We start from the raw sequence: 22,791 nt of genomic DNA, 5'->3' as shown, positions 1-22,791 counted from the left end.
AAATATTGAACAATGAACAGAAAAATTCAATTATTATCCATATTATTTTTAGGGTTTTCGCAGTTTGCGTTTTCCCAGATCAAGGAGGAAAAACTGATTCTTAATAAGAAGAGGGAGCCGGAGGTGAAGAAAATCGAGAAGAAGAAAACTTCTGTGGAAACGATCAAGAATTATCCGCCGGAAGAGAAATCCCAGAATCCTGTAAAATATACCATTACGGATGTACCTGCGGTTTCAGATTTCAAAACTTCTACCATTCAGGGACAGGATGTGACTCCAAAATTCGAAGGAACGGCTCAGAATAATTATGTACAGTTCGGAATGGGTAATTTCGGGAAAATCCTGGCAGATGCCAATATGTCAAAGACGCTTGATAATAAGCTGGAAGTAGGTGCGGATTTTCATTTCCTTTCTACCTTGGGTCTGAAAAAAGAATATGCCTGGGATTCCAAGCAAAGTTCTACGGCAATTGGAGCTTACCTGAATTCATATGGCGAAAAAGGAAAATTCAACCTGAATGCTCAATATGGATTGGATAATAACAGATATTATGGAATCTATGCGCTGGAACCTGCTGCTGATGTTGATTTGAAGCAGAGAGTAAGCCAGTTCAAAGTGAACGGTTATTACGATTTTTACTCCAACGAGATTTTAAATGATGTAAGGGTAAAATCCTCTTTCCTAAAGGATCATTTTGATGCACAGGAAAATCAGGTGTCTATTTTGGCGAATCTTTCCAAGCATGCTGTTGAGATCGGAAAATCAGGAATCAATTTAAATGCGGACTTAGGAGTAGGATTGGAGGCTGTGAAGACGGAATTTGCAATGGTAGACAAAAACTCATCCAACTTTTTTAATACGACTTTAGACCCTAAAGTGACTTTCAGAAAAGGAGATTCTTACTTAATGCTGGGATCTACGTTTTCTTTCCTGAATGCTAAGAATTCAAATGATGTGCTTGGCGGTGAGGTCAAAAATAATAAAACGTACTGGTTTCCACAGGCTGAGTTTCAGTTTGCTGCTGCTAAAGAATTTAAATTCTACGGTGGGGTAGACGGTGGTTTAAAGCTTAATACTTTTGGAGATCTGCTACAGGCAAATCCATTTGTTGTTTCTGACCAGTTTTTAAAGCCAACAGAGACGAAATACCATTTTTATATAGGACTGAGAGGGGATATTGATGAAACATTCAAATACGACTTCTCTGCAGGTTACGGAAAGATGAAAGACATTATGTTCTTCCAGGGAAACAGCCTTTTCGACAATGTTTATACTTTGAACCGTTCTGCCTATAATTTTGCCAATACATTTTCTGCGGTTTATGATGACGGAAATGTAAGTGATATTAAAGGAAGTGCACAGTATTTTCCTCTTGAAAACCTGATTTTAGACGGAGAAATAAGATTTACTAAGTACGACCTGAAGAATTACGAAGATATTTACAACGTTCCTTTAGTTAATGCCAGCATCGGGGCGAAATATACTATGTTGGATAAAAAGTTACTGTTAGGATTCAAAGGAATCTTTGCCAGTGACAGAACAACCAATTCTTTTGCTCTTGAGGGAGTGGCCAATCCGGATATGGTTTACCAGTCTACGGAAAACAGAGATGATAAAGTAGGAGGCTATGCAGATTTGAATCTTTCCGCGGAGTACAAATTCCATAAAAACTTCAGCGTTTTTGCCATCGGAAACAATCTTTTAAACTCCAATTACCAGACCTACAAAGGCTATAAAGTCTTAGGTGCACAGATTCTGGGAGGAGTGAAGATTACCTTTTAAGCCTAAAGAAATATTCCAGACAATAAAACCCCTTACATTCCTACAAATGTAAGGGGTTATTTTTATAGCTGTAATGCCTTATTTCTTCTCTGTGGCTGTTGAAAGTTCAAAACAAAAAAAGAGAAAATGTAATTATTTAATTTTCAATAATATACAAATTCTCTTTTATTAAGAAGTGACCGCAGAAGGATTCGAACCCTCACTGTCGGAGCCGAAATCCGAAGTTCTATCCATTAAACTATGCAGCCCTGTTCATCATCAGTGAATAACTTCAAAAGACTTATCACTTATGATTTCCGACTGCGAAAATACTGATTTTTTTACAATTTATAAAGCCTGAAAAAGGTAAATTCCAAAATCGTTGTAAGATAACATTATCTTTTGACAGCAGGTAACAATTAATGTAGAGACAAATGATTAAAAATCAGTTGTTTAAAATAGGGCTCAATTTAAAATCACAAAATAAAAACCGCTGAAGCAATATTTCACTTCAACGGATAGCCCGGTTAAATCAGTATGTATTGTCCAAACTAATACGTAAATGGACAGTAAGGAGACCTGCGATAAAAAAGTTATCTAATTTATCTGCCAGGACGTGCACTGTCTGATACTGCTGCATTAATGGTTCCGGTAGTGTTACCCGTATTGTTGTTGCTTGTTTTTCTACCGCCTATATGAGTCTTTGTATTTATACTGTCCCGGCTTGCTGTACTGTCTTCAGGATTCTGTGGCGATGAGGCTGCCGTATCAGGATAAATGCTTTGTGTGTTGACTGTGTCAGCAGAAGTTGTATTTTTTTCTTCGTTATTTTTTTTACAAGCTAAAACAGTGAAGCTTATAGCCATGATTGATAAGAATAAATTTTTCATAAGTGATATAATGATGGTTAGTATTCTATTGAATGCTTTAATTATCAAAATTAGATATTTACTCATCAATACGTCTATGAGTGAGATCATATTACATTAACGGAGAGAATTGCGTGAAGGTATAAATGGAACAAAGTAATAAGGATTTTACAATGATCAGCTTAAAATGAAAATAGGAAATTTTGAAATATAAACTGAAATTTTGTCAGTTTTTCTGCAAAAAAAAAGACATTTTTCATCATGGTATTTTTTTTGATGTTTTTCATATACAGCTGGCCAGCTGATTTGTGTATAAAATGATTGTTTAACTTAATTTAAAAGGATTATTATGAGTCTTATTAAAAGAAACCCGAATGGCTATTTAGCTCTTCCAGGTCTTTTCGATGATTTTTTTAATCGTGAACTTTTTAACTGGGGAAACAACAATTATTCATCGACCAGTACAACAGTTCCTTCGGTTAATATCAGGGAAAATGAAGATGCTTATGAAGTGCAGATTGCTGCGCCGGGCATGGATAAAAAAGATTTCGAGGTGAAACTCGATGGAAACCTGTTGACTATTTCATCCTCTAAACAGGATACCAGCGAAAAACAGCAGGATAACTTTACCCGCAGGGAGTTCAGTTATCAGTCTTTCCAAAGAAGTTTGGAGCTTCCAAAAGATGTTGTCGATCAGGATAATATCAATGCAAAATATGAGAATGGACTGCTTTTACTGACCATTCCAAAGAAAGAGGATGCCAAACAGAAACCACCGAGATTGATCGAAATATCTTAAGGTAATTTCAATTGTCATGAAACTAAAGAAGACCTGTTTTAGGTCTTCTTTTTTATTGATATGCCTTGGTCATAACAGTAATATGTCATCTGTAATTAAAATAAGCATTTAGGAATTTTGTTTTTTTTAACATTATCATATTTTAACATTTTAGTTTGAAATTTGAAAAATACTGTGTTGCAGTAAGATATGATTACTGTAAATATTACTTTATTAAAATAGGATATAATTTCATTATATAATATGTTAAATTAATATATATGGCTAAATAATATATCAATAATTAATTATATTTGTTTAAAATTAAAAACCACTTAATGTTGAATTAAATAAAAAAATATAAATATTTTTAGGTTTATCTGTAGTATGGGGAATGTTTTTAAAATCAAAGAGTTAAGGTATGTACCTAGGTGGTTAGTTTTTTTTATTGATATTTCAATAGTTTCCTTTTCTGTCCTAACGATCTATCTGTTATTAAAAAAACTGTACGTAAAAATTTATTTTATTGAATATCTCAATGAAAAAATTTTAACAATTATTGGAGTAAACATTCTATTTATGCTCCTTTTCAAAACGTATGCAGGAATAATAAGGTACTCCACTTTTTTTGATTTTTTTAAAATTCTGTGGTCTTCGGGCAGTACCTTTATAGTATTGTTAGGGCTAAATTTTGTATCAGATATGGCATTGGGCAGGCCGCTCTATTTGTATCCGGCTCTTTTTTTATTTTTTTTCATTTCCACTCTCCTGATGTTTTTTTTCAGGATGCTTACCAAACAGATTTTTAGTATGGTTATGGATCTCAATTATAAGAACGTTCCATCCAAAATAAGAGTTGCTGTTGTAGGAGTAGGGGGCGAATCTGTCTCATTGGCCAATGCAATTATTCATAATCCGGGGCACGCTTACCAGCTGGAAGGTTTCTTTAGCGCCAGATCAGATTCTAAAAAGGCTATGTTACTAGGATATAAAATTTATAATAAAAAAGAACTTCTTAAAAGTCATAGTCTGGCCAATCAATTTGATGCGGTTCTAATCCGGGGAATGATGGAGAAAGAAGAAATGGAAGAGTGGATGACGCTTGCACTGGATAGAGGGTTGAAAGTATTGAAAGCGCCGTGCCTCAGCAAAATAAATGAAGATCGTATTGTAGGAGGTATCAGTCCCTTTCAAATTGAAGATTTACTGGACCGCAGTCCAATAAAAATTGAAAGCGAAGAGGTGAGAAGCCGTCATTATAATAAAAGTATTTTGGTAACCGGAGGTGCCGGGTCTATTGGAAGTGAAATTGTGAGGCAGGTTGCTCAGTTGGGTTCATCCCTTATTGTAGTGGTGGATCAGGCTGAATCGCCTTTACATGAACTCAAGCTTGAATTGTTGGAAAGGTTTCCGGACCAAAATTTCAAATTTGTATTGGCGGATATTTCGAATCACTACAGACTAGAAAAATTATTTGAAGATTACCATTTTTCAATAGTATATCATGCGGCAGCCTATAAGCATGTTCCTCTGATAGAGGATAATCCGCATGAAGCTGTTTTTGTAAATATCGGAGGCACCAGAAACTTAGCTTTGCTATCCAGGCAATATAATGTTAGCCGTTTTGTAATGGTATCTACTGATAAGGCCGTGAACCCTACCAATGTAATGGGAGCCTCTAAAAGAGCTGCCGAACTTTTTGTGCAGTCTTTACAGAATTCTCCTGATAATACAACAAAATTTATCACAACCCGTTTTGGAAATGTACTGGGATCTAACGGTTCTGTGATACCGCATTTCAGGAAGCAGATTGAAAAAGGAGGCCCGGTTACCATTACTCATCCCGATATTATCCGCTATTTTATGACCATACCTGAAGCCTGCGAACTGGTGCTTCAGGCAGGAACAATGGGAAATGGAGGCGAAATTTACGTTTTTGATATGGGCAAACCTATTAAAATTCTGGATCTGGCTAAAAGGATGATAAAGCTATCCGGATATACGCCGGATGTTGATATTAAAATTGATTTTATAGGTTTAAGGCCTGGTGAAAAGCTATACGAAGAACTTCTAACGGATAACTCTACTACTATTCCTACCCATCATGAGAAAATCATGATTTCAAGAGATCCGCTGATGGAATTTGAGGATATAGAGCTTTTATGTAAGCAGATTATGCGGTCTGCTATAAAAAAAGAGAGTTTGCAGGTCGTTCAGATTCTGAAAATAATTGTACCGGAATTTATAAGTAATAATTCGGAATTTGAAATTTTAGATAAAATTCAGGAACGTGAAGTCTATCAGTAAGATAGTTTTGATTATACTGTAAATAAGTGAAAAATAAACAAATATTTTTTATGATTAATTTCTAATCGGAATGAAAATTGCTACAGAATGAATTGACTTTAAAAATAAGATTTTTTAATTAAAATCATTTCACATATAGATGGAGTTGTATTTAATGTGAAAAATATACTTAATTCTGTATTTTGTTGCAAATATCTTTAATAAAATTGAGTATTAATTCGAATAGACTTAAATAACATATGAAGAAAACTATTATTACGTATATAATACTGTTGTCGGTTACTTTGCTATCATGTAAACCTAAACAGAATATGGTGTATATGTCAAACCATAATATGGAAGAGGAAGTTAACAGGGCAAAGTTTCAGGGCTTGCATATTCAGGAAGGGGATGTTCTTCTTATTCTTGTTTCTGCTTTGGACGAAATTGCTGTAAAACCATTTAATCTTAATACAACTAATAAGGTAGGAAGCGATACCAAGACCGGAATAAATCAATATGTACAGCCAAGTGAATATTTAGTGAATGAAGAAGGATATATCTCTTTCCCGGTTTTAGGGAGTGTATATGCTAAAGGAATGACCCAGGTACAGCTTAAACAGGATCTGGAGTTACGCTTGAAGAAATATCTTACAGACCCTATGGTATCCATTACTCTGAAAAATTTTAATGTAAGTATTTTGGGGGAAGTAAAAGAACCGGGCCAGAAAGAAAGTGTTTCCCAAAAGATAAATATTTTTCAGGCACTCGGCCTTGCAGGTGATATGACGGATTACGGAGATCGCACGAATGTAAAACTTATCCGTACTGGGGATGATGGGGTTGATCAGGTGGTTAATATCGATCTTTCCAGATCTGATATTGTAAGCTCACCGTACTATTATATGAAGCAAAACGACATATTATATGTACAACCGGATAAAAATAAGCAGGTTCAGGCAAACACAAACCCGAACAGAGCTCTTACATTCCAGATTATTGGTGCATTATTAACGGCAGGGACACTTATTGTTGCTTTAACAAGATAATAAAAATATGCAGCAGACAGAATTTCAGGAAAACGAAGAGAAATTAAACATTAGAAAAAATATTTCTAAATACCTTTATAAATGGCCATGGTTTATTGCCTCTATTTTTATTTTTGTATTGAGTGCCGGTATTTACCTTAGATACAGTGTACCCAAATATCAGTCAAAAACGACTCTTAAATTTGATAAAAAACAAAATGATCTATCTTCAGCTTTGTCTGATCTGGATAATCTTGGTATAGGTTTGGGGAATGCTGATGAGCTGAAAAGTGAGGCTGCAGTGGTAAACTCACGACCCATACTTATGCAGGTAGTGAAAAACCTTAATCTCAATGTAGAATATTTCACTACAGGAGAAATTAAAGATTCACAACTGTTCCTCAATGCTCCTATAACTGCAAAAATATTAACTTATAATAATAAAAAATTCATATCCTCTCAATACATCATAAAAGATGTAAAAAGTGATCAGTTTACACTTCAGAATGATAAACAGGAGAATATTACAGGAAGATTTAATATTCCTTTACAGCTGGATTTCGGAACTGTGGTATTTCACAGAAATTCAGCCTTTCCTGTTAAATCAAACTATAAAGTGATCTTTTCAAGTCCGATTGAGAAGATTAAAAAACTGGAAAAATTAATCCAGGTTAATCTGCCGGATGAGAAGGCTATGCTGATGGAGATCAGTTTAGTAGGATCTATTCCTGAAAAATCTGAAGCTATTCTGAATGAGGTCACCAAACAATATAATCTGGATGGGCAGAAAGATAAGAACCTACAGGCTCAGAATACACAGGAATTTATTGATAAAAGACTGGAAGTAATTACCAAGGATCTTTCCGGGGTAGAAAATCAGAAAGAAGATTTCCAAAACCGTAACCGTATTGTAGATTTGCAGGCACAGGCAGAACTGGCACTGCAGAATACCAGTGAAAATACCAAAGCTCTTCTTCAGCAGCAGGCCCAGCTTGATCTTCTAAATTCACTTTCAGGAGAAGCTTCAAAAGGCAATAACCAGCTTATGCCATCCAATCTTGGGCTGAACACTTCACTGGAACAATCTATTTCTCAGTATAATCAGTTGATTATCACTAGAAATAAAACCCTTAAACAGGCTACTAACGAAAACCCTGCTGTTATAGAAATGAACAAGGAAATTGCTTCTTTAAAGGAAGTGATCCGTGATAATATTCGTGAGCAGAGACAAGCCGTGCAGACAGGTATTTCCCAGCTGCAGAACCAGATCAAGACCAGCAATAACGTGATTGAAAAGGTTCCCGGGCAGTCTAAAGTATACAGGGGAATTGAGCGTCAGCAAAACCTGAAAGAGCAGTTATTTTTATTTCTCCTTCAGAAAAGAGAGGAAAACGCGATCAATCTTTCAGTAGATGTTCCGAAAGCAAAAATTGTAAACCCCGCATTTACAGAAGATATTCCGGTATCGCCTAAAAAAGATATTATTCTTCTGGGTGCTTTTTTCCTTGGGATACTAATTCCTTTTGCTGTTTTCTATTTACTGTTCATTCTGGATGACAAAATTTATAATAGAGACGATATTAAGGAACGTTCCAGATTGGGCGTACTGGTAGACATTCCGTCACTTAAAGATAATGAAAACCATTTGGTGCAGAAAAATGATTTTTCGGAACTGGCAGAAGCATTCAGGGTTCTTGTTTCCAACCTTAAATTTGTTTTACCTGTAAAAAATACCGCCAAAGTAATTATGGTAACTTCTTCAGTAAAAGGTGAAGGAAAAACCCTGGTATCCGTAAATCTTGCCCTTACCGTAGCCAATAAAAACGGAAGAGCTCTCCTGATCGGTTCAGATATACGTAATCCTCAGATCCAGCGTTATGATAATGAACCTACTAAAAGGAAAGGACTTACAGAATTTTTATATGATGATTCAGTAAATGTGGAAGAACTTATCCATACATCAACTACGAATCCTTCATGTGATGTCATTTATGCGGGTTCAATTCCTCCCAATCCTCAGGAGCTGCTTTCTAATGGAAGATACCAGAAGCTTATTGAGCAGATGTCTTCTGAGTATGCTTATATTATTATAGACTCCGCACCGCTGATGTTGGTTTCGGATACATTGAGTATTGTAGATACAGCAGATGCAACATTGTATGTCGTAAGATCCGGAGTATCAAAAAATATATTGATAGATTTTGCCAACGATCTGGTAAGAGACTCTAAACTGACGAATGTATCATTTGTTGTTAACGATGTTTCCAGACGGGCAGGAGGTTATGGATATAACTATAGCTATGGATATGGCTACAGTCAGACCAAGGATAAAAGCAGTTGGTGGAAGAAAATTTTTAAATCATAGAAATGCATAAAATTTTAATTACAGGAGGAGCGGGTTTTATAGGTTCCAACTTAACGGAATATTTTTTAAATAAAGGCTATTATGTTGTTTGCTTAGATAATTTTGCAACAGGACACCGTCACAACATCGAGTCTTTCCTTGAAAATCCAAATTATAAGCTCATTGAAGGTGATATCCGTGATTTGGAAGTTTGCCAAAAAGCAGTAGAGAATGTAGATTATATATTACATCAGGCTGCATTAGGTTCTGTTCCGAGATCAATTAAAGATCCTGCTACAAGTAACGATGTGAATGTTTCAGGGTTTTTAAATATGCTGATTGCTGCGCGCGATGCCAAGGTGAAACGTTTTGTATATGCTGCTTCATCATCTACTTATGGTGATTCTGCTTCATTGCCTAAAGTAGAGGATGTAATCGGGAAACCTTTATCGCCATATGCTATTACCAAATATGTAAATGAATTGTATGCTGATGTGTTTGGAAAAACATACGGAATGCAGTGTATTGGGTTAAGATACTTCAATGTATTCGGACGCAGACAGGACCCGAACGGAGCTTATGCTGCCGTGATTCCTTTATTTGTAAAACAGTTAATCAATCACGAATCTCCTACGATCAACGGAACAGGAGATTATTCGCGTGACTTTACCTATATCGACAACGTTATTCAGATGAATGAGCGTGCCATGCTTACTGAAAACCCTGAAGCGGTGAATACAGTATACAACACCGCTGTAGGAGACCGTACCACATTAAATGATCTGGTAGGATATCTTAAAAAGTATCTGAGTGAATTTGATGGAAAAATTGGAGATGTTGAAGTGATTTATGGACCGAACCGTGTAGGAGATATTCCGCACTCACTGGCCTCCGTTGAAAAAGCAGAAAAACTATTAGGGTACCAGCCCAGCCATACCATAGAAAAAGGATTAAAAGAAGCCATCAGCTGGTACTGGGAAAATTTAAAATAAACAAGTTTAAATCGAATCTTTGTGGAAAAACAGTATAAAATTGCCGTTATCGGATTAGGATATGTAGGCCTTCCTCTGGCACGATTATTTGCAACCCAATATCCGGTTGTAGGTTTTGATATCAATCAGAAAAGAATTGAAGAATTAAATACAGGGGTAGACAGTACTCTGGAAGTGGAAAACGATGTGTTAAAAGCAATTTTAAAAGAAGAAAATCCTTTTAATCAGACTGCTGAAAATGGATTGTACTGCTCTGCTGATATGAAAGATATCCAGGATGCAAACATCTACATCATTACCGTTCCGACTCCTGTCGACAAGCATAACCGTCCGGATCTGACACCTCTATACAAATCTTCGGAAACGGTGGGCAAAGTATTGTCCGAAGGAGACATTGTGATTTACGAATCTACCGTGTATCCTGGAGCTACAGAAGAAGAATGTATCCCTGTTCTGGAAAAGGTTTCAGGATTGAAATTCAATCAGGATTTCTTTGCAGGGTATTCCCCTGAACGTATCAATCCGGGAGATAAAGAACATACTGTAGAAAAGATCCTGAAAGTGACTTCAGGTTCCACACCGGAAATTGGAAAAACAGTGGATGCTTTATATAAATCTGTGATCGTGGCAGGAACCCATTTAGCACCGACAATTAAAGTTGCAGAAGCAGCCAAAGTAATTGAAAACTCACAAAGAGATATTAATATTGCCTTTGTTAATGAACTGGCCAAGATTTTTAATATTCTAAATATTGATACACATGCTGTTTTAAAAGCTGCAGGAACCAAGTGGAACTTTTTGCCCTTCAAACCAGGCCTGGTTGGCGGTCACTGTATTGGAGTCGATCCCTATTATCTGGCACAGAAAGCACAGGAAAATGGATATCATCCAGAAATCATACTGGCAGGACGCCGACTGAATGATTCCATGGGGCAATATGTGGCTTCTCAGCTAGTTAAAACGATGATTAAAAAGAAGCTTACTATAAATGATGCTAAAGTTTTAAATTTAGGAATAACATTTAAAGAAAATTGCCCTGATGTCCGTAATACCAGAGCGGTAGACGTGATTCGCGGGCTTGAAGATTATGCTTTACATGTAACAACTTTTGATCCATGGGCGAATTCTGGTGAAGTTGAGCATGAATATGGCCTTACTGTCGTAAGTGAAATTCCGGAAGAGAAGTTTGATGCGATTATTCTTACAGTTGCGCATAAGCAATTCATCGATCTGAATTTAAAAGATTATTTAAAAGAAAATGGTGTAATTTATGATGTAAAAGGAATCTTAGAAGAGAGTGATTCAAGTTTATAAACAAATATGAACTAAATCAATATTTATTAACAATTAATAATAATGGATAGTAATACTTTAGTAAAAAGTACATTAATATATACAATTGGTAATTTTGGATCTAAGATTTTATCTTTTCTATTAATTCCTATTTATTCCTTTTATCTTTCCAAAAAAGAATTAGGAGAGTATGACTTAATTCTAACAACCGTCAATTTATTGGTTCCTTTTGTGTCTTTACAGATGAATGAGGCCGTTTATCGGTGGTTTCTGGATAAAGAAAATAAAAAAGAAAATCATATAGGTGATACATTTAAACAATGCAGTATTTTATTGTTGACATCTTTTATAAGCTTTGAGTTATTACTTTATCTAGCGGGATTGTTTTATCAAATTCCTTATCAAAAAGAATTATCATTGTTGATCCTAAGCTCGTGTTTATTACCTTTTTTTCAGCAAATATTAAGAGGATTGGGGTTAACGAGGTACTATTCTTTTATAGGGATTATAAATAGTTTTTTTATATTTTCTTTTAGTTTACTTTTCTTACTGACAGATATATTTACAAATAAGGTTCAGGGTATTTTTTATGCACTTTTTGTAAGTAATTTTATTGCAGTTTTATTGATGTTGTTAAAAGTAAATTTTCTATTTAAGAAATATCTTGATATAAAAATTAACTATCAGGTACAAAAACAAATTCTGTTTTATTCTGTTCCATTAATATTGAATTCTATAAGCTGGTGGGTCATTAATGCCTCAGACAGGTATATTATCCTAAATTTTTTAACAATAGAAGATAATGGTATTTATGCAATTTCCGCAAGGTTACCCGCTATTTTAACGATATTTAATACCGTTTTTATGTTGGCTTGGCAAGATATGGCAATTTCTGCAAATGATCCTAATAACCCTTTTTTCTCAAAACTATTCAATAAGTATATATCTGTGAATATTGGTTTATCAATGATTTTGATAGCAGCCACACCATTAATTACCGAGGTCCTTTTTGATTCAAAATTTTATGAATCTTGGAAATACGCAACTCTTTTGTATATAGGTTCTTGTTTTTCATCAATCGCCGGCTTTTTAGGGGCTATTTATTTGAAAACTAAATCAACGAAGGGTATTTTTATTACCAGCGTACTAGGAGCATTAATTAATTTATTTGTTTCACTACTTTTTATTAAGCATATTGGTCTGTATGCACCTGCCTTGGGTACACTCGTAAGCTTCTTTGTTATGTTTATCGTAAGATATAAACAGACTGCAAAAATCTTGAAATTAGATATAGATATTAAGTCTTTAATCATACAGCTATTATTAGTTTTTAGTATAATTATCGTATTGTATTTAAATAGTAATCACCTAGTTTCGATATCATTAACGGTACTGTCTCTTATCTTGTTCAGTTACTTTAATAAAGATATTTTAAAGAATACCTTTAATAAATTAAATTTTCTAAAAAAATAAGTATGAATTCCAATAAAGAAAATATAGAAAAACTAAAAAATATAATATCTACTCAGCTTACTCCACTCATTAATAATGATTTTATTTTGTTGGATATTCCTAATCATAGGAATATTGGAGATTCTTTAATTTGGAAAGGAGAATTAGAGTTTTTTAAAGAATTAGAGTATAAATGTATTGGACAATACAATAGATATACATTCAAGAAAAATGTTGTAAAATCTGAAAAAACCATTATTTTATTACATGGAGGAGGGAATTTTGGAGACATTTATGAATCAAGTCAAAGTTTCAAAAGATATATAATTGAAAACTTTCCTAATAATAGGATTATTGTTTTGCCTCAAACAGTACATTATAATAACGAGGCAAATCTAAAAAGAGATTTTGCTATTTTCAATAGACATAATGATTTGTATGTTTTTGTAAGGGATTTTGTTTCGTATGACATTTTAAAAGTGAATTTTAATGAAGAAAAATTAAAATTGACACCAGATATGGCTTTCTTTTTAAATTTTGATTCTGATATAAAGAGTAATCCTGCTGAAACTAAAAGTTTATATCTGAACAGAACTGATGCAGAAGCAAGTAAAGATTCTTTTCAGGATAGTATTGAAGGTGAATATCATATACAGGATTGGCCAACCTATAATTCAACCTCAAGCAGGATGAATACTTTAACCAATTATGTAGAAGCTTTAGATGGAAAGCTTTCAAAAGTCATAAAGCATGTACCTGTTTTATCTTTAATGATAGATAACGCATATGGACTGAAAAAGAAGAATGGAATGGATCTGCATATTAACCGGGGGAAGGAATTTATTAATGAATATAATAAAGTATATACAACCCGCTTGCATGGTTTAATTCTTAGCATCCTACTGGATAGAGAAGTTGTAATTCTAGATAATGTTTACGGAAAAAGTAAAAATTTTTACGACGCATGGCTGAAAGATTTTAATAATGTAAAACTTTATGTAAAAAATGAGTACTAAAATTTCCGTAATTCTACCAGCTTATAATGCTGAAAAGTATCTTAGAGTTGCTGTTGACAGTATACTCTCACAAAGTTATGGAGATTTTGAATTACTAATTATTAATGATGGGTCTACAGATTCTACAAAAGAAATCATATTAAGTTATAAGGATGAAAGGGTAAAGTATATTGAAAATGAAAAAAATTTAGGATTAATAGAAACCTTAAATAAGGGAATATTATTATCTAAAGGTAAATATATTGCTAGGATGGACGCTGATGATATCTGTCACTTGTCGCGTTTTCAGATGCAGATAGATTTCATGGAAAAGAACCCTGAATATATTATATGCAGTTCATCCAGAAAAGAATTTACACAGAATATTTCCGATTTTCATCTCAGTAAACTTCCTGTTGATGATATCTCAATTAGGATACATTCAATTTTTAGTACCCCTTTTACCCATCCTGCGGTAATGTTCAGGTCAAGTATTATTAAAGAAAATAATCTTTTTTTTGAAAATGATTATAAGTATGCTGAAGACTATCAACTATGGATAAAAATATTACAGTATGGTAAAGGCTATAATTTCAAAATGCCACTATTATATTATAGAAATACACCAAATAGTCAAACCACTATTGGAGCCAGCCAAGTAGAAGAAAGAAAGAAAACGATATCTAATATTCAGCAACTGGCTTTAAAGGAACAAAACATTATTTTGGATCAAAAAGAATTGAATCTTATTTACATTTTATCATTATCAGATAAGATAAGGAATATCAATTTTGAAGATTTTTCAGTGGATTACATTCTTTCTTTTTTTAAGAAATTGTCTTTAGAATTAAAAACAAATTATCCTGACAACAAATTTAATGTTAGTCGTGTTTTAGGGAAAAGATACCTTAAAATTTTATTATTTAATGTAAAAAAAATGCGATTTACAGATTTGTTGAAGTTAGCATTTAGTATGTTTACCCTTTTTGGAATATATGAATTGATAAATGAGAAGATTAGAAGCTAATACAATAATTAGACAGGGAGTGAACATACTGATATATTTCTTTTTTATATATAATGTATCGTTTGTCTTTCTTCCATCTATTCTTAGAACTAGAGTACTTCTTGGTCTTCTTGGTCTTTTCTTTTTTGTTAGTCAGAAAAAAATAGAAATGCCCAAATCACTTGGTCATATATTTCTTTTATGTTTAACTTCTATATTCCTGATAGTACTAACAACAGTTGTAAATAGCTATTTTGATCCGCGTTTTATTGGTAATACCCTGCAAAACATTCTTTATTTATTTGGTGCATATTATTTAGCTATTCGAGTGAATCTAAACAGGCTGTATGCATTGAAATTAATTGTTTTATCAATCTTTCTTCACAACTTTTTAGCATTATTGATGTTTTTAAATCCTAGTTTATTAGAGATAATTACATCTTTACAATCTACCGGAGATAAGTTTGAATATGCCCTGGGAAATGTAGTGAAATTTGGGACAAGATTTATTGGGATCGGGGCTGGAACATTTTTCTCAGGGGGGATTATTTCATCCATTGGTACGATGGTTGCAGCCTATATAATAGACTCTTTAAAAAGGGGTAAATTGTGGTGGATTTTGGTATATATTTTTATTTGTATTACCGGGATCTATATTGCGAGAGTAGCTTTCTTAGGAATTTTCTTATCTTTTGTATATCTGGTTATTAGCTATATTCTCAAAAAGAACTATAGTAGCTTTCCTAAGATTATTATTTATGCTACAGTTTTTGGAGTAATTGCTTTTAGTTATTTAGCCGTAAATTTAGATAGTTTAATGACTTCTAATTCTTTCCGACATTCTTTTGAAGTATTTATAAACCTCTTTTCTTCCGGAGAATTAAAAACAGATTCTACAGAAGGAGTAAAAGCTATGTTAATATTTCCAACCGATCTTAAAAGTGTATTAATAGGAGATGGTCAGTTTTATTATGACAATGGCTCTTTTTATATGCATACGGATATAGGATATTCTAGGCTTGTATATTATTATGGGGTTTTTGGGATAATGATTTATTTTTCAATGCATTTTTATATTTTAAGATATAACATAAAAAGATTTAAAGATGATAAGTGCTTTAAACTTTTACTTTGGTTATTAACGGTTTTGTTATTGATAGGGAATTTTAAAGGCCTTTTAGACATCAATTGGATAGTATTTATTTTTTATTGGCTGGCATTATATAAAATTAAATTAGAAAATGAAAATTTATCATATTATAAATAGTTTAAGATTAGGTGGTGCGGAGCGGTTGGTAGCTGATTTGTGTGCTGAATTATCTGAAACGGAATCAGACGAAATACATTTACTGTTATTAGATGATATTGATACATCACTAAAAAAAGAAGTAGAAGCTAATAAAAGAATAAAACTTGACGTAGTTTCTTCAAAAAGTTTATATGATATCCGATTGCCATTTCTTATGAATAAAGCGCTTGCAAATGCAGATATCATTCATCTACATTTATTTCCTACAATATATTGGGGAGTATTTTATAGGCTTTTATTTTTTTTTAGAAAGCAAAAAATAATATTGACTGAGCATAGTACTGAAAATAATAGAAGGACTAAATGGTATTTAAAAAAAATAGAAAAGTTTATTTATTCTAGACTGGATTTCATTATTTGTATTTCAGAATCCACAAAAAAGAATCTTATCAAACATTTGGGGGTAGATTTTAAGGTAAAAATGGAGGTGATAAATAATGGAATCAATTTAAATAGGTTTTATAATTCTAAGGCCTATTCCAGAATTAAATATAATTTGTCTGAAAAAGATTTCGTCTTGATACAGGTTGCAAGTTTTAGAACTGCAAAAGATCAACCTACTTTAATCAGATCGCTTGCATTATTACCCTCGAATGTAAAAGCAATATTTGTAGGAGATGGACCGGAATTAGAAACGTGCAAAGAGCTTGTAAAAAATAAAGAATTAGAAAGTAGGGTACTTTTTTTAGGTAACCAATTCAATGTAGCAGAGCTAGTTAAAATGAGTGATGTAGTGGTGGTATCGTCTCGTTATGAAGGATTCGGAATTGTTGCTGTAGAAGGGATGGCTTGTAATAAGCCTGTGGTAGCATCTGATGTACCCGGATTATCAGAAGTTGTTGAACATTATGGAGTATTATTTAATAAGGGTAAAGAAGAATATTTGGCTGAATTGATTAATAAATTACATACAAATGATACTTTTTATAAACAAATATCAGATAAATGCTTGATAAGATCAAAAGATTTTTCTATTAAAGAAATAGCAAATCAGTACCGAAAAATATATAGTAAATTATGATAAAAGTAATAAAATCTTTTTTTTGCATAACATTTCTATTGTCAATTAATTTATCTTGTGCGCAGGACAAATTTAAGTATAGGGATGTGCCGGATTCTTTTGTAAAAACAACGGATATTTCCTCATCAATGAATGCTCTCAAAGACAAGGCTTTTAAAGTTATTGATATACTTCCTAAAAATTACAGTAAAGATGCGTCTGAAGATTACACTATATATGTTCAGAAAGCAATAGATGAAAATTCAATAGTATTATTACCAAATTTTCCTCTGCTAATAAATGATAAAGGAATAAAGCTTAATAACAATTCAGTGTTATTATTTGACGATGCTTCTCAATTTAAGTTAAAACCAACAGAGAGGTCAGGGTATGCCATTATAAGTATTAATAATAAAAAAAATGTAAGCATATATAATGCAAAAGTTATAGGTGATAGAAATCAACATTTAGGAACAAAAGGAGAATGGGGAATGGGTATCAGTATCAATCAGGCTGTTGATGTAAAAATATATAATGCTGTTGTTAAAGACTGTTGGGGTGACGGAATTTATATAGGAGGTAAAACTTTTTCAAGTAATATAAGCATAATTGGGGGGCTCATTGATAATAATAGACGGAATGGAATTTCAATTATTGGTGGTGATAATATATTATTACAAAATTTGGTTGTTTCCAATTCTAATGGGGCAAATCCTCAAACAGGTATTGATATGGAACCTAATACACAACAAAATAAAAAATTAAATGTTGCGTTAAAATCGGTAACTACTTTTAATAACAAGTTGAATGGATTGTCTTTTTATTTAGATAATTTAAAAGGCGATCAGGAAGCTAATAATGTCGAAATTTCTATTGACAATTATAAAGATTTATACTCTACAAATGGAATCTCCTATTCTAATCGAAGGTCTAAAACAAAAAAATATTTAAAGGGTAATATTATGCTTAAAAATGTTGATTTGAAATATAATAAGAAACCTTTCAGATACTTATATGATAATGCATCTTTAGATAATATCAATTTGCAGATAAATAATTTCAAATCAGATCATAAAGAGAATAAGAAAATATTAACTGAATTACAAACGTTTTCACAGCAAAAGATAAAATATAATCAATAATTATTTCTGATTTATAATTTGTTTATTTTAAATTATTATCATTCATAATATATTTATTGTATAAATAAAAACATTTTTGTTCAAAAAGTTGATAATGGACGGATTTTTGCTTAAAGAGATATGGAAAGAAAAATACATAAAATGGAAAGAGAGATTAGTGATTTCCATATAAACATAAAATTACTTGTGAGATTTAAAAACTAAAATATTACAGGTATTGTATATCAATAATTATTGGGAACATTATGATTTTACATTCCAAGTAGATATTTATTTCTAGATATAAGCTGGTTGAGTTATATTCTACAACAAAAAATGAAGATACACAAAGACATAATAGAAAATTATGATCTTCCGGAATATTGAAACAGTATTGATTTCAAACTGAATTCCAGGTGAACTAGGTGGGATTTTAAAACTGATTCATAGTATGTGATATAATATCTTAAAAATTCCCAAAATAAGGAATTATAAATGCTGTTATTTCGATATACGATGCTTTGCCATCAAAAATAGAAAGACAATACACAAAAGATATAAAGAGAAATTATTAATTAGTTCCAGATATTAGAAATAGTAAACAAATATTTAAAGAATTTGAAAACTAAATTAATACGCATAACAACCATTCCACTTTCTTTAAAGATCTTATTGAAAGGGCAACATCGATTTATGTCAGAATATTTTGAGGTAATAGGAGTTTCTTCGCCTGGAAAAGAGCTGGAGGAGGTGAAAAGTGATGAGGAAATAGAAGTTATTGCTATTGATATGTCTCGTCAGATGACTCCCGTTAAAGACATGAAATCTTTATGGAGTACGTACAGGCTTTTGAAAAAAGAAAAACCGCAGATCGTTCACACCCATACCCCTAAAGCCGGTATTGTAGGGATGCTCGCGGCAAGAATGGCAGGCATTCCCCATCGCTTACATACGGTGGCCGGCCTTCCTCTTATGGAAGCAACAGGAACTAAACGGAAGATTCTGGAGTTTGTAGAAAAATTAACTTACGCTTCTGCTACGAAAGTCTACCCAAACTCACAGGGATTATTTGATTATATCTTAGAGCATAATTATACAGATAAATATAAGCTAAAAGTAATTGGAAATGGGTCGTCCAATGGAATTGATACTTCATATTTTTCGCCTGACCAGGTTACAGAAGCACAGAAAACGCTTTTAAAAAAAGAATTGAATATAGAAGACGCACATTTTGTGTTTGTCTTTGTAGGACGTTTGGTAGGAGACAAGGGAATTAATGAATTGGTTAAAGCCTTTTCTTATATAAATAAGAAAGAAAATTCACAGAGTCAGTCCAAATTATTACTGGTTGGCCCACTGGAACAGGAGCTGGATCCTCTGCATCCGGATACATTAAGAGAAATTGAAAATAACCCAGATATCATATCTGTAGGTTTTCAGAAAGATGTACGTCCTTATTTTGCTATTTCCGATGTATTGGCCTTTCCAAGCTACCGGGAAGGGTTTCCAAATGTTGTGATGCAGGCAGGGGCAATGGGATTGCCGAGCATCGTTTCCGATATCAACGGATGCAACGAAATTATTATAGAAGACCAGAATGGAGTAATAGTTCCGGTCAAAAACAGTGAAAAGCTTGGTGAAGCAATGGAAAAAATGAAATCGGACACTGATTATTATCAGAAATTAAAAATGAATGCCCGCCCAATGATAGAATCTCGTTACGAGCAATCTGTTATTTGGAACGCCTTACTGAGTGAATACAAAAAACTAATTAAAGAAAGAGATTATCGTGTATAAATTTTTTTTAAAACGGGTTATAGATTTTCTGATTGCTTTAATAGGGCTGATTTTGTTATCACCTGTTTTCATTATTGTCACAGTCTTGCTGTATTTCGCAAATCAGGGCAAACCATTCTTTTTGCAGGCCCGGCCCGGATTAAATGAGAAGATATTTAATATCATCAAGTTTAAAACGATGAATGATAAAAAAGATAGAAAGGGTAATTACCTGCCCGATTCGGAACGCTTAACACGTGTTGGAAGTTTTATACGTCAGACTTCCCTGGATGAGCTTCCACAATTAATTAATGTATTGAAAGGAGACATGGCGATTATAGGACCAAGACCTCTGTTGCCGCAATATCTCTCTTTGTACAGTGAATCTCAAAAACGAAGACACAATATACGCCCCGGCATTACAGGCTGGGCACAGGTAAATGGGAGAAATGCTATTTCCTGGACGATGAAATTTGAATTAGATATTTGGTACATAGATAACGTATCATTTGCAACAGATTGCAAAGTGATGTTCCTTACTTTAAAAAAAGTAATAAAAAAGGAAGGCATAAACCAGGCTGATCAGGCTACGGTAGAGGCTTTTACAGGAAATAATTAATTTAAATTAAATGTAGATAGAATATGTATTTATACGGAGCAAGTGGTCATGGCAAAGTAGTGGCTGAAATCGCCGAAGAATGCGGTTATAATATTGAAGCTTATATAGACGAAAATCCGTTGAAGGAGAGAGTGTTGAATTATACTGTTATTCATGAAGCTCCGCCTTATGATATAGAAGTACTTATTTCTATAGGTAATAACAGGTTGCGGAAAAGAGTAGTTAATCGGGGTGAGCATTTCAATTATGTTACCCTCCTTCATCCTAAGGCAATACTATCTAAGAGATTAAAAATCGAAGAGGGAACTATCGTCATGCCCGGTGTTACTATAAATGCAGCAGTAAGGATAGGGAAGCACTGTATTATTAATACCAATGCTTCTATTGATCACGATTGTATAATCGAAGATTTCGTTCACATATCCCCAAATGTGGCGCTGGCCGGAAACGTATATGTGGGGGAAGGAACCCATATTGGAATTGGGGCCAGCGTGATACAGGGAATAGAAATTGGCAAATGGTGCACTATTGGTGCCGGGACTGTCATTATTAGCGATGTACCGGATGGCGCTACTGTTGTAGGAAATCCGGGTAAAATAATAAAAAGTAGAAGTTTAAATATTTAGTAAAATTTAGAATAGTAAAATATGAAATCAAAAGTGTGGTTGTCCTCTCCCCATTTGGGTGGAAACGAATTAAAATACATTAAAGAAGCATTCGCGGCAAATTGGGTAGCGCCTTTAGGTCCGAATGTTGATGGTTTTGAGCAAGATTTGGAGTTATTCTTAAATGAAGATGTAAAAGTAGCTGCGCTTTCTGCAGGAACTGCTGCCTTACACCTGGCATTAATTGAGTGCGATGTCACTCATGGAGACGAGGTTATCTGTCAGTCTATGACATTTTCCGCCTCTGCTAACCCTATTGTCTATCTGGGAGCTGTTCCCGTTTTTATAGATTCTGAAAAAGATACTTGGAATATGTGTCCGGTGGCTTTAAAAGAAGCTATAGAAGACAGAATTTCAAAAGGCAAAAAGCCTAAAGCAATTATTGTGGTTAACCTTTACGGAATGCCTGCAAAAATGGATGAAATTTTATCAATAGCTGCAGAATATGACATTCCTTTAATTGAGGACGCTGCCGAATCACTGGGCTCCAGATATAAAGGAAAAGCCTGCGGAACTTTTGGGCGGTTCGGTATCTTGTCATTCAACGGAAACAAAATTATTACAACCTCCGGAGGTGGCGCATTAGTATGCCATTCTCAGGAAGACAAAGAGCAGGCTGTATTTCTCTCTACACAGGCCAGAGATGATGCCCCGCATTATCAGCATTCTCAAATTGGGTACAATTACAGAATGAGTAATATCAGCGCAGGAATCGGAAGAGGGCAAATGGAAGTTTTAGATGAAAGAGTAGAAGGCCGTAGAAAAATGCACAGTTTTTATTCTGAAATCTGTAAAAATATAGAAGGCGTAAAGATATTTTCGGAGCCTGATTCAGATTTTTACAGCAATCACTGGCTATCCGTTATTACAATCGACGATACAAAAACCAAATTATCAAAAAACTATGAAGATTTACGTCTGGCATTTTTGAAAGAAGACATCGAGTCCCGCCCTATCTGGAAACCAATGCATCTGCAGCCTATATTTAAAGATGCACCATATTACGGAGGAAAGGTAGCAGAGACTCTGTTCGGTAATAGCTTATGCCTGCCGTCAGGATCTAATCTTTCAGAGGATGAGAGAGCCAGAATTGCAAAAGTAATGCTGGATGTCTTTTCAAATAAGAAAGAATATTCGGTGATGCCGTAAACCGGACCTGAGTGTTTGAGGTGTCCGATAAATAATTAATACCAAATCATTTATATAAAAGTATATTTTCCATTAAGTTGACACCTTCGGCAAGCTTAAGGTAATTAAAAAGTGATCATTTTTAAATGGTCACTTTCTTTATTTTATCTTGTAAGGGGAACAGATTAATCGAATTTTTATTCTGGAACCTTTATTGAAGTAACGTAACCACCGAAACAATGATGCCCGATCCAAAAGATGGAGGAAAAGCATTTACCGAGGCAATGTTACTACATCAATTTGATTATGTAAGCAGCAATAAGGAGCTGCAGAAACTATTATTGTGGCGCTTGTCTGAATCCCGGAAAT

Annotated in this window: 18 protein-coding genes and 1 tRNA gene; 17 read left to right on the top strand and 2 right to left on the bottom strand. The window is 33.6% G+C overall.

The annotated features are described in order from the left end of the window. The first annotated feature begins 12 nt into the window (after nt 1-12). Nucleotides 13-1,782, top strand: a complete 1,770-nt coding sequence (locus tag DRF60_RS02775) for a TonB-dependent receptor (RefSeq protein ID WP_116010610.1) — start codon at nt 13-15, stop codon at nt 1,780-1,782. Nucleotides 1,783-1,958: 176 nt separating this feature from the next. On the opposite strand, the gene DRF60_RS02770 is transcribed toward DRF60_RS02775, so the two are convergent. Both DRF60_RS02770 and DRF60_RS02765 read right to left on the bottom strand, forming a co-directional pair. Continuing rightward, nucleotides 1,959-2,030: transfer RNA gene (locus tag DRF60_RS02770), tRNA-Arg, on the bottom strand. Nucleotides 2,031-2,363: 333 nt separating this feature from the next. Then, nucleotides 2,364-2,651: a hypothetical protein gene (locus DRF60_RS02765; RefSeq protein ID WP_123902620.1), complete on the bottom strand. Its 288-nt coding sequence runs from the start codon at nt 2,649-2,651 to the stop codon at nt 2,364-2,366. Nucleotides 2,652-2,979: 328 nt separating this feature from the next. Here DRF60_RS02765 and DRF60_RS02760 point away from each other — a divergent pair, with 328 nt between their 5' ends. The 16 genes from DRF60_RS02760 (at nt 2,980) to DRF60_RS02685 (ending at nt 22,443) form a co-directional block, all read left to right on the top strand. Next, a complete protein-coding gene (locus tag DRF60_RS02760) occupies nt 2,980-3,429 on the top strand; it encodes an Hsp20/alpha crystallin family protein (protein WP_116010608.1) in 450 nt (149 codons plus the stop codon). 366 nt (nt 3,430-3,795) lie between these two features. Beyond that, nucleotides 3,796-5,715 (top strand): polysaccharide biosynthesis protein, encoded by a 1,920-nt coding sequence (locus DRF60_RS02755; protein WP_116010607.1) that lies wholly within the window; start codon nt 3,796-3,798, stop codon nt 5,713-5,715. 320 nt (nt 5,716-6,035) lie between these two features. Next, nucleotides 6,036-6,743: a polysaccharide biosynthesis/export family protein gene (locus tag DRF60_RS02750; RefSeq protein WP_238639982.1), complete on the top strand. Its 708-nt coding sequence runs from the start codon at nt 6,036-6,038 to the stop codon at nt 6,741-6,743. 7 nt (nt 6,744-6,750) lie between these two features. Next, nucleotides 6,751-9,087, top strand: coding sequence for a GumC family protein (locus DRF60_RS02745; RefSeq protein WP_116010605.1), 2,337 nt, complete (start codon nt 6,751-6,753; stop codon nt 9,085-9,087). 2 nt (nt 9,088-9,089) lie between these two features. Beyond that, complete coding sequence (locus tag DRF60_RS02740) at nt 9,090-10,058, top strand: SDR family oxidoreductase (RefSeq protein ID WP_116010604.1); 969 nt, start codon at nt 9,090-9,092, stop codon at nt 10,056-10,058. 21 nt (nt 10,059-10,079) lie between these two features. Beyond that, nucleotides 10,080-11,372 (top strand): nucleotide sugar dehydrogenase, encoded by a 1,293-nt coding sequence (locus tag DRF60_RS02735; protein WP_317125812.1) that lies wholly within the window; start codon nt 10,080-10,082, stop codon nt 11,370-11,372. Between the two features lie 42 nt (nt 11,373-11,414). Further along, nucleotides 11,415-12,824 (top strand): lipopolysaccharide biosynthesis protein, encoded by a 1,410-nt coding sequence (locus DRF60_RS02730; protein ID WP_116010602.1) that lies wholly within the window; start codon nt 11,415-11,417, stop codon nt 12,822-12,824. Nucleotides 12,825-12,826: 2 nt separating this feature from the next. Next, the gene (locus tag DRF60_RS02725; RefSeq protein ID WP_116010601.1) at nt 12,827-13,819 is read left to right on the top strand and encodes a polysaccharide pyruvyl transferase family protein; all 993 of its coding nucleotides are present in this window, start codon (nt 12,827-12,829) and stop codon (nt 13,817-13,819) included. Then, nucleotides 13,809-14,825 (top strand): glycosyltransferase family 2 protein, encoded by a 1,017-nt coding sequence (locus tag DRF60_RS02720; protein WP_116010600.1) that lies wholly within the window; start codon nt 13,809-13,811, stop codon nt 14,823-14,825. Before DRF60_RS02725 ends, DRF60_RS02720 begins: the two co-directional genes overlap by 11 nt. Next, nucleotides 14,806-16,071: a hypothetical protein gene (locus DRF60_RS02715; protein ID WP_116010599.1), complete on the top strand. Its 1,266-nt coding sequence runs from the start codon at nt 14,806-14,808 to the stop codon at nt 16,069-16,071. The genes DRF60_RS02720 and DRF60_RS02715 overlap by 20 nt, the downstream gene beginning before the upstream one ends. Next, nucleotides 16,046-17,134: a glycosyltransferase gene (locus DRF60_RS02710; protein ID WP_116010598.1), complete on the top strand. Its 1,089-nt coding sequence runs from the start codon at nt 16,046-16,048 to the stop codon at nt 17,132-17,134. The genes DRF60_RS02715 and DRF60_RS02710 overlap by 26 nt, the downstream gene beginning before the upstream one ends. Continuing rightward, complete coding sequence (locus DRF60_RS02705) at nt 17,131-18,255, top strand: right-handed parallel beta-helix repeat-containing protein (protein ID WP_116010597.1); 1,125 nt, start codon at nt 17,131-17,133, stop codon at nt 18,253-18,255. The genes DRF60_RS02710 and DRF60_RS02705 overlap by 4 nt, the downstream gene beginning before the upstream one ends. Before the next feature lie 672 nt (nt 18,256-18,927). After that, nucleotides 18,928-20,031, top strand: a complete 1,104-nt coding sequence (locus DRF60_RS02700; RefSeq protein WP_116010596.1) for a glycosyltransferase family 4 protein — start codon at nt 18,928-18,930, stop codon at nt 20,029-20,031. Beyond that, nucleotides 20,024-20,629: a sugar transferase gene (locus DRF60_RS02695; protein WP_116010595.1), complete on the top strand. Its 606-nt coding sequence runs from the start codon at nt 20,024-20,026 to the stop codon at nt 20,627-20,629. Before DRF60_RS02700 ends, DRF60_RS02695 begins: the two co-directional genes overlap by 8 nt. A gap of 23 nt (nt 20,630-20,652) precedes the next feature. Continuing rightward, nucleotides 20,653-21,255 carry an acetyltransferase gene (locus DRF60_RS02690; protein WP_116010594.1) on the top strand — a complete coding sequence of 201 codons (603 nt, stop codon included), beginning with the start codon at nt 20,653-20,655 and terminating at the stop codon, nt 21,253-21,255. A gap of 21 nt (nt 21,256-21,276) precedes the next feature. Next, entirely contained in the window at nt 21,277-22,443 is a 1,167-nt protein-coding gene (locus DRF60_RS02685) for an aminotransferase class I/II-fold pyridoxal phosphate-dependent enzyme (RefSeq protein WP_116010593.1), read from the top strand. The last annotated feature ends 348 nt before the right edge of the window (nt 22,444-22,791 follow it).

The sequence above is a fragment of the Chryseobacterium elymi genome, assembly GCF_003385495.1.
Lineage (GTDB): Bacteria > Bacteroidota > Bacteroidia > Flavobacteriales > Weeksellaceae > Chryseobacterium > Chryseobacterium elymi.
This window is presented reverse-complemented; position numbering and strand designations above follow the sequence as displayed.

What these genes read in the sequence shown, in the direction of transcription:
- DRF60_RS02715 (WP_116010599.1), top strand. Translation starts at nt 14,806, where the DNA reads ATGAGAAGATTAGAAGCTAATACAATAATTAGACAGGGAGTGAACATA.
- DRF60_RS02760 (WP_116010608.1), top strand. Translation starts at nt 2,980, where the DNA reads ATGAGTCTTATTAAAAGAAACCCGAATGGCTATTTAGCTCTTCCAGGT.
- DRF60_RS02765 (WP_123902620.1), bottom strand. Translation starts at nt 2,651, where the DNA reads ATGAAAAATTTATTCTTATCAATCATGGCTATAAGCTTCACTGTTTTA.
- DRF60_RS02690 (WP_116010594.1), top strand. Translation starts at nt 20,653, where the DNA reads ATGTATTTATACGGAGCAAGTGGTCATGGCAAAGTAGTGGCTGAAATC.
- DRF60_RS02725 (WP_116010601.1), top strand. Translation starts at nt 12,827, where the DNA reads ATGAATTCCAATAAAGAAAATATAGAAAAACTAAAAAATATAATATCT.
- DRF60_RS02750 (WP_238639982.1), top strand. Translation starts at nt 6,036, where the DNA reads ATGTCAAACCATAATATGGAAGAGGAAGTTAACAGGGCAAAGTTTCAG.
- DRF60_RS02730 (WP_116010602.1), top strand. Translation starts at nt 11,415, where the DNA reads ATGGATAGTAATACTTTAGTAAAAAGTACATTAATATATACAATTGGT.
- DRF60_RS02720 (WP_116010600.1), top strand. Translation starts at nt 13,809, where the DNA reads ATGAGTACTAAAATTTCCGTAATTCTACCAGCTTATAATGCTGAAAAG.
- DRF60_RS02775 (WP_116010610.1), top strand. Translation starts at nt 13, where the DNA reads ATGAACAGAAAAATTCAATTATTATCCATATTATTTTTAGGGTTTTCG.
- DRF60_RS02685 (WP_116010593.1), top strand. Translation starts at nt 21,277, where the DNA reads ATGAAATCAAAAGTGTGGTTGTCCTCTCCCCATTTGGGTGGAAACGAA.
- DRF60_RS02700 (WP_116010596.1), top strand. Translation starts at nt 18,928, where the DNA reads ATGTCAGAATATTTTGAGGTAATAGGAGTTTCTTCGCCTGGAAAAGAG.
- DRF60_RS02755 (WP_116010607.1), top strand. Translation starts at nt 3,796, where the DNA reads ATGGGGAATGTTTTTAAAATCAAAGAGTTAAGGTATGTACCTAGGTGG.
- DRF60_RS02710 (WP_116010598.1), top strand. Translation starts at nt 16,046, where the DNA reads ATGAAAATTTATCATATTATAAATAGTTTAAGATTAGGTGGTGCGGAG.
- DRF60_RS02705 (WP_116010597.1), top strand. Translation starts at nt 17,131, where the DNA reads ATGATAAAAGTAATAAAATCTTTTTTTTGCATAACATTTCTATTGTCA.
- DRF60_RS02745 (WP_116010605.1), top strand. Translation starts at nt 6,751, where the DNA reads ATGCAGCAGACAGAATTTCAGGAAAACGAAGAGAAATTAAACATTAGA.
- DRF60_RS02740 (WP_116010604.1), top strand. Translation starts at nt 9,090, where the DNA reads ATGCATAAAATTTTAATTACAGGAGGAGCGGGTTTTATAGGTTCCAAC.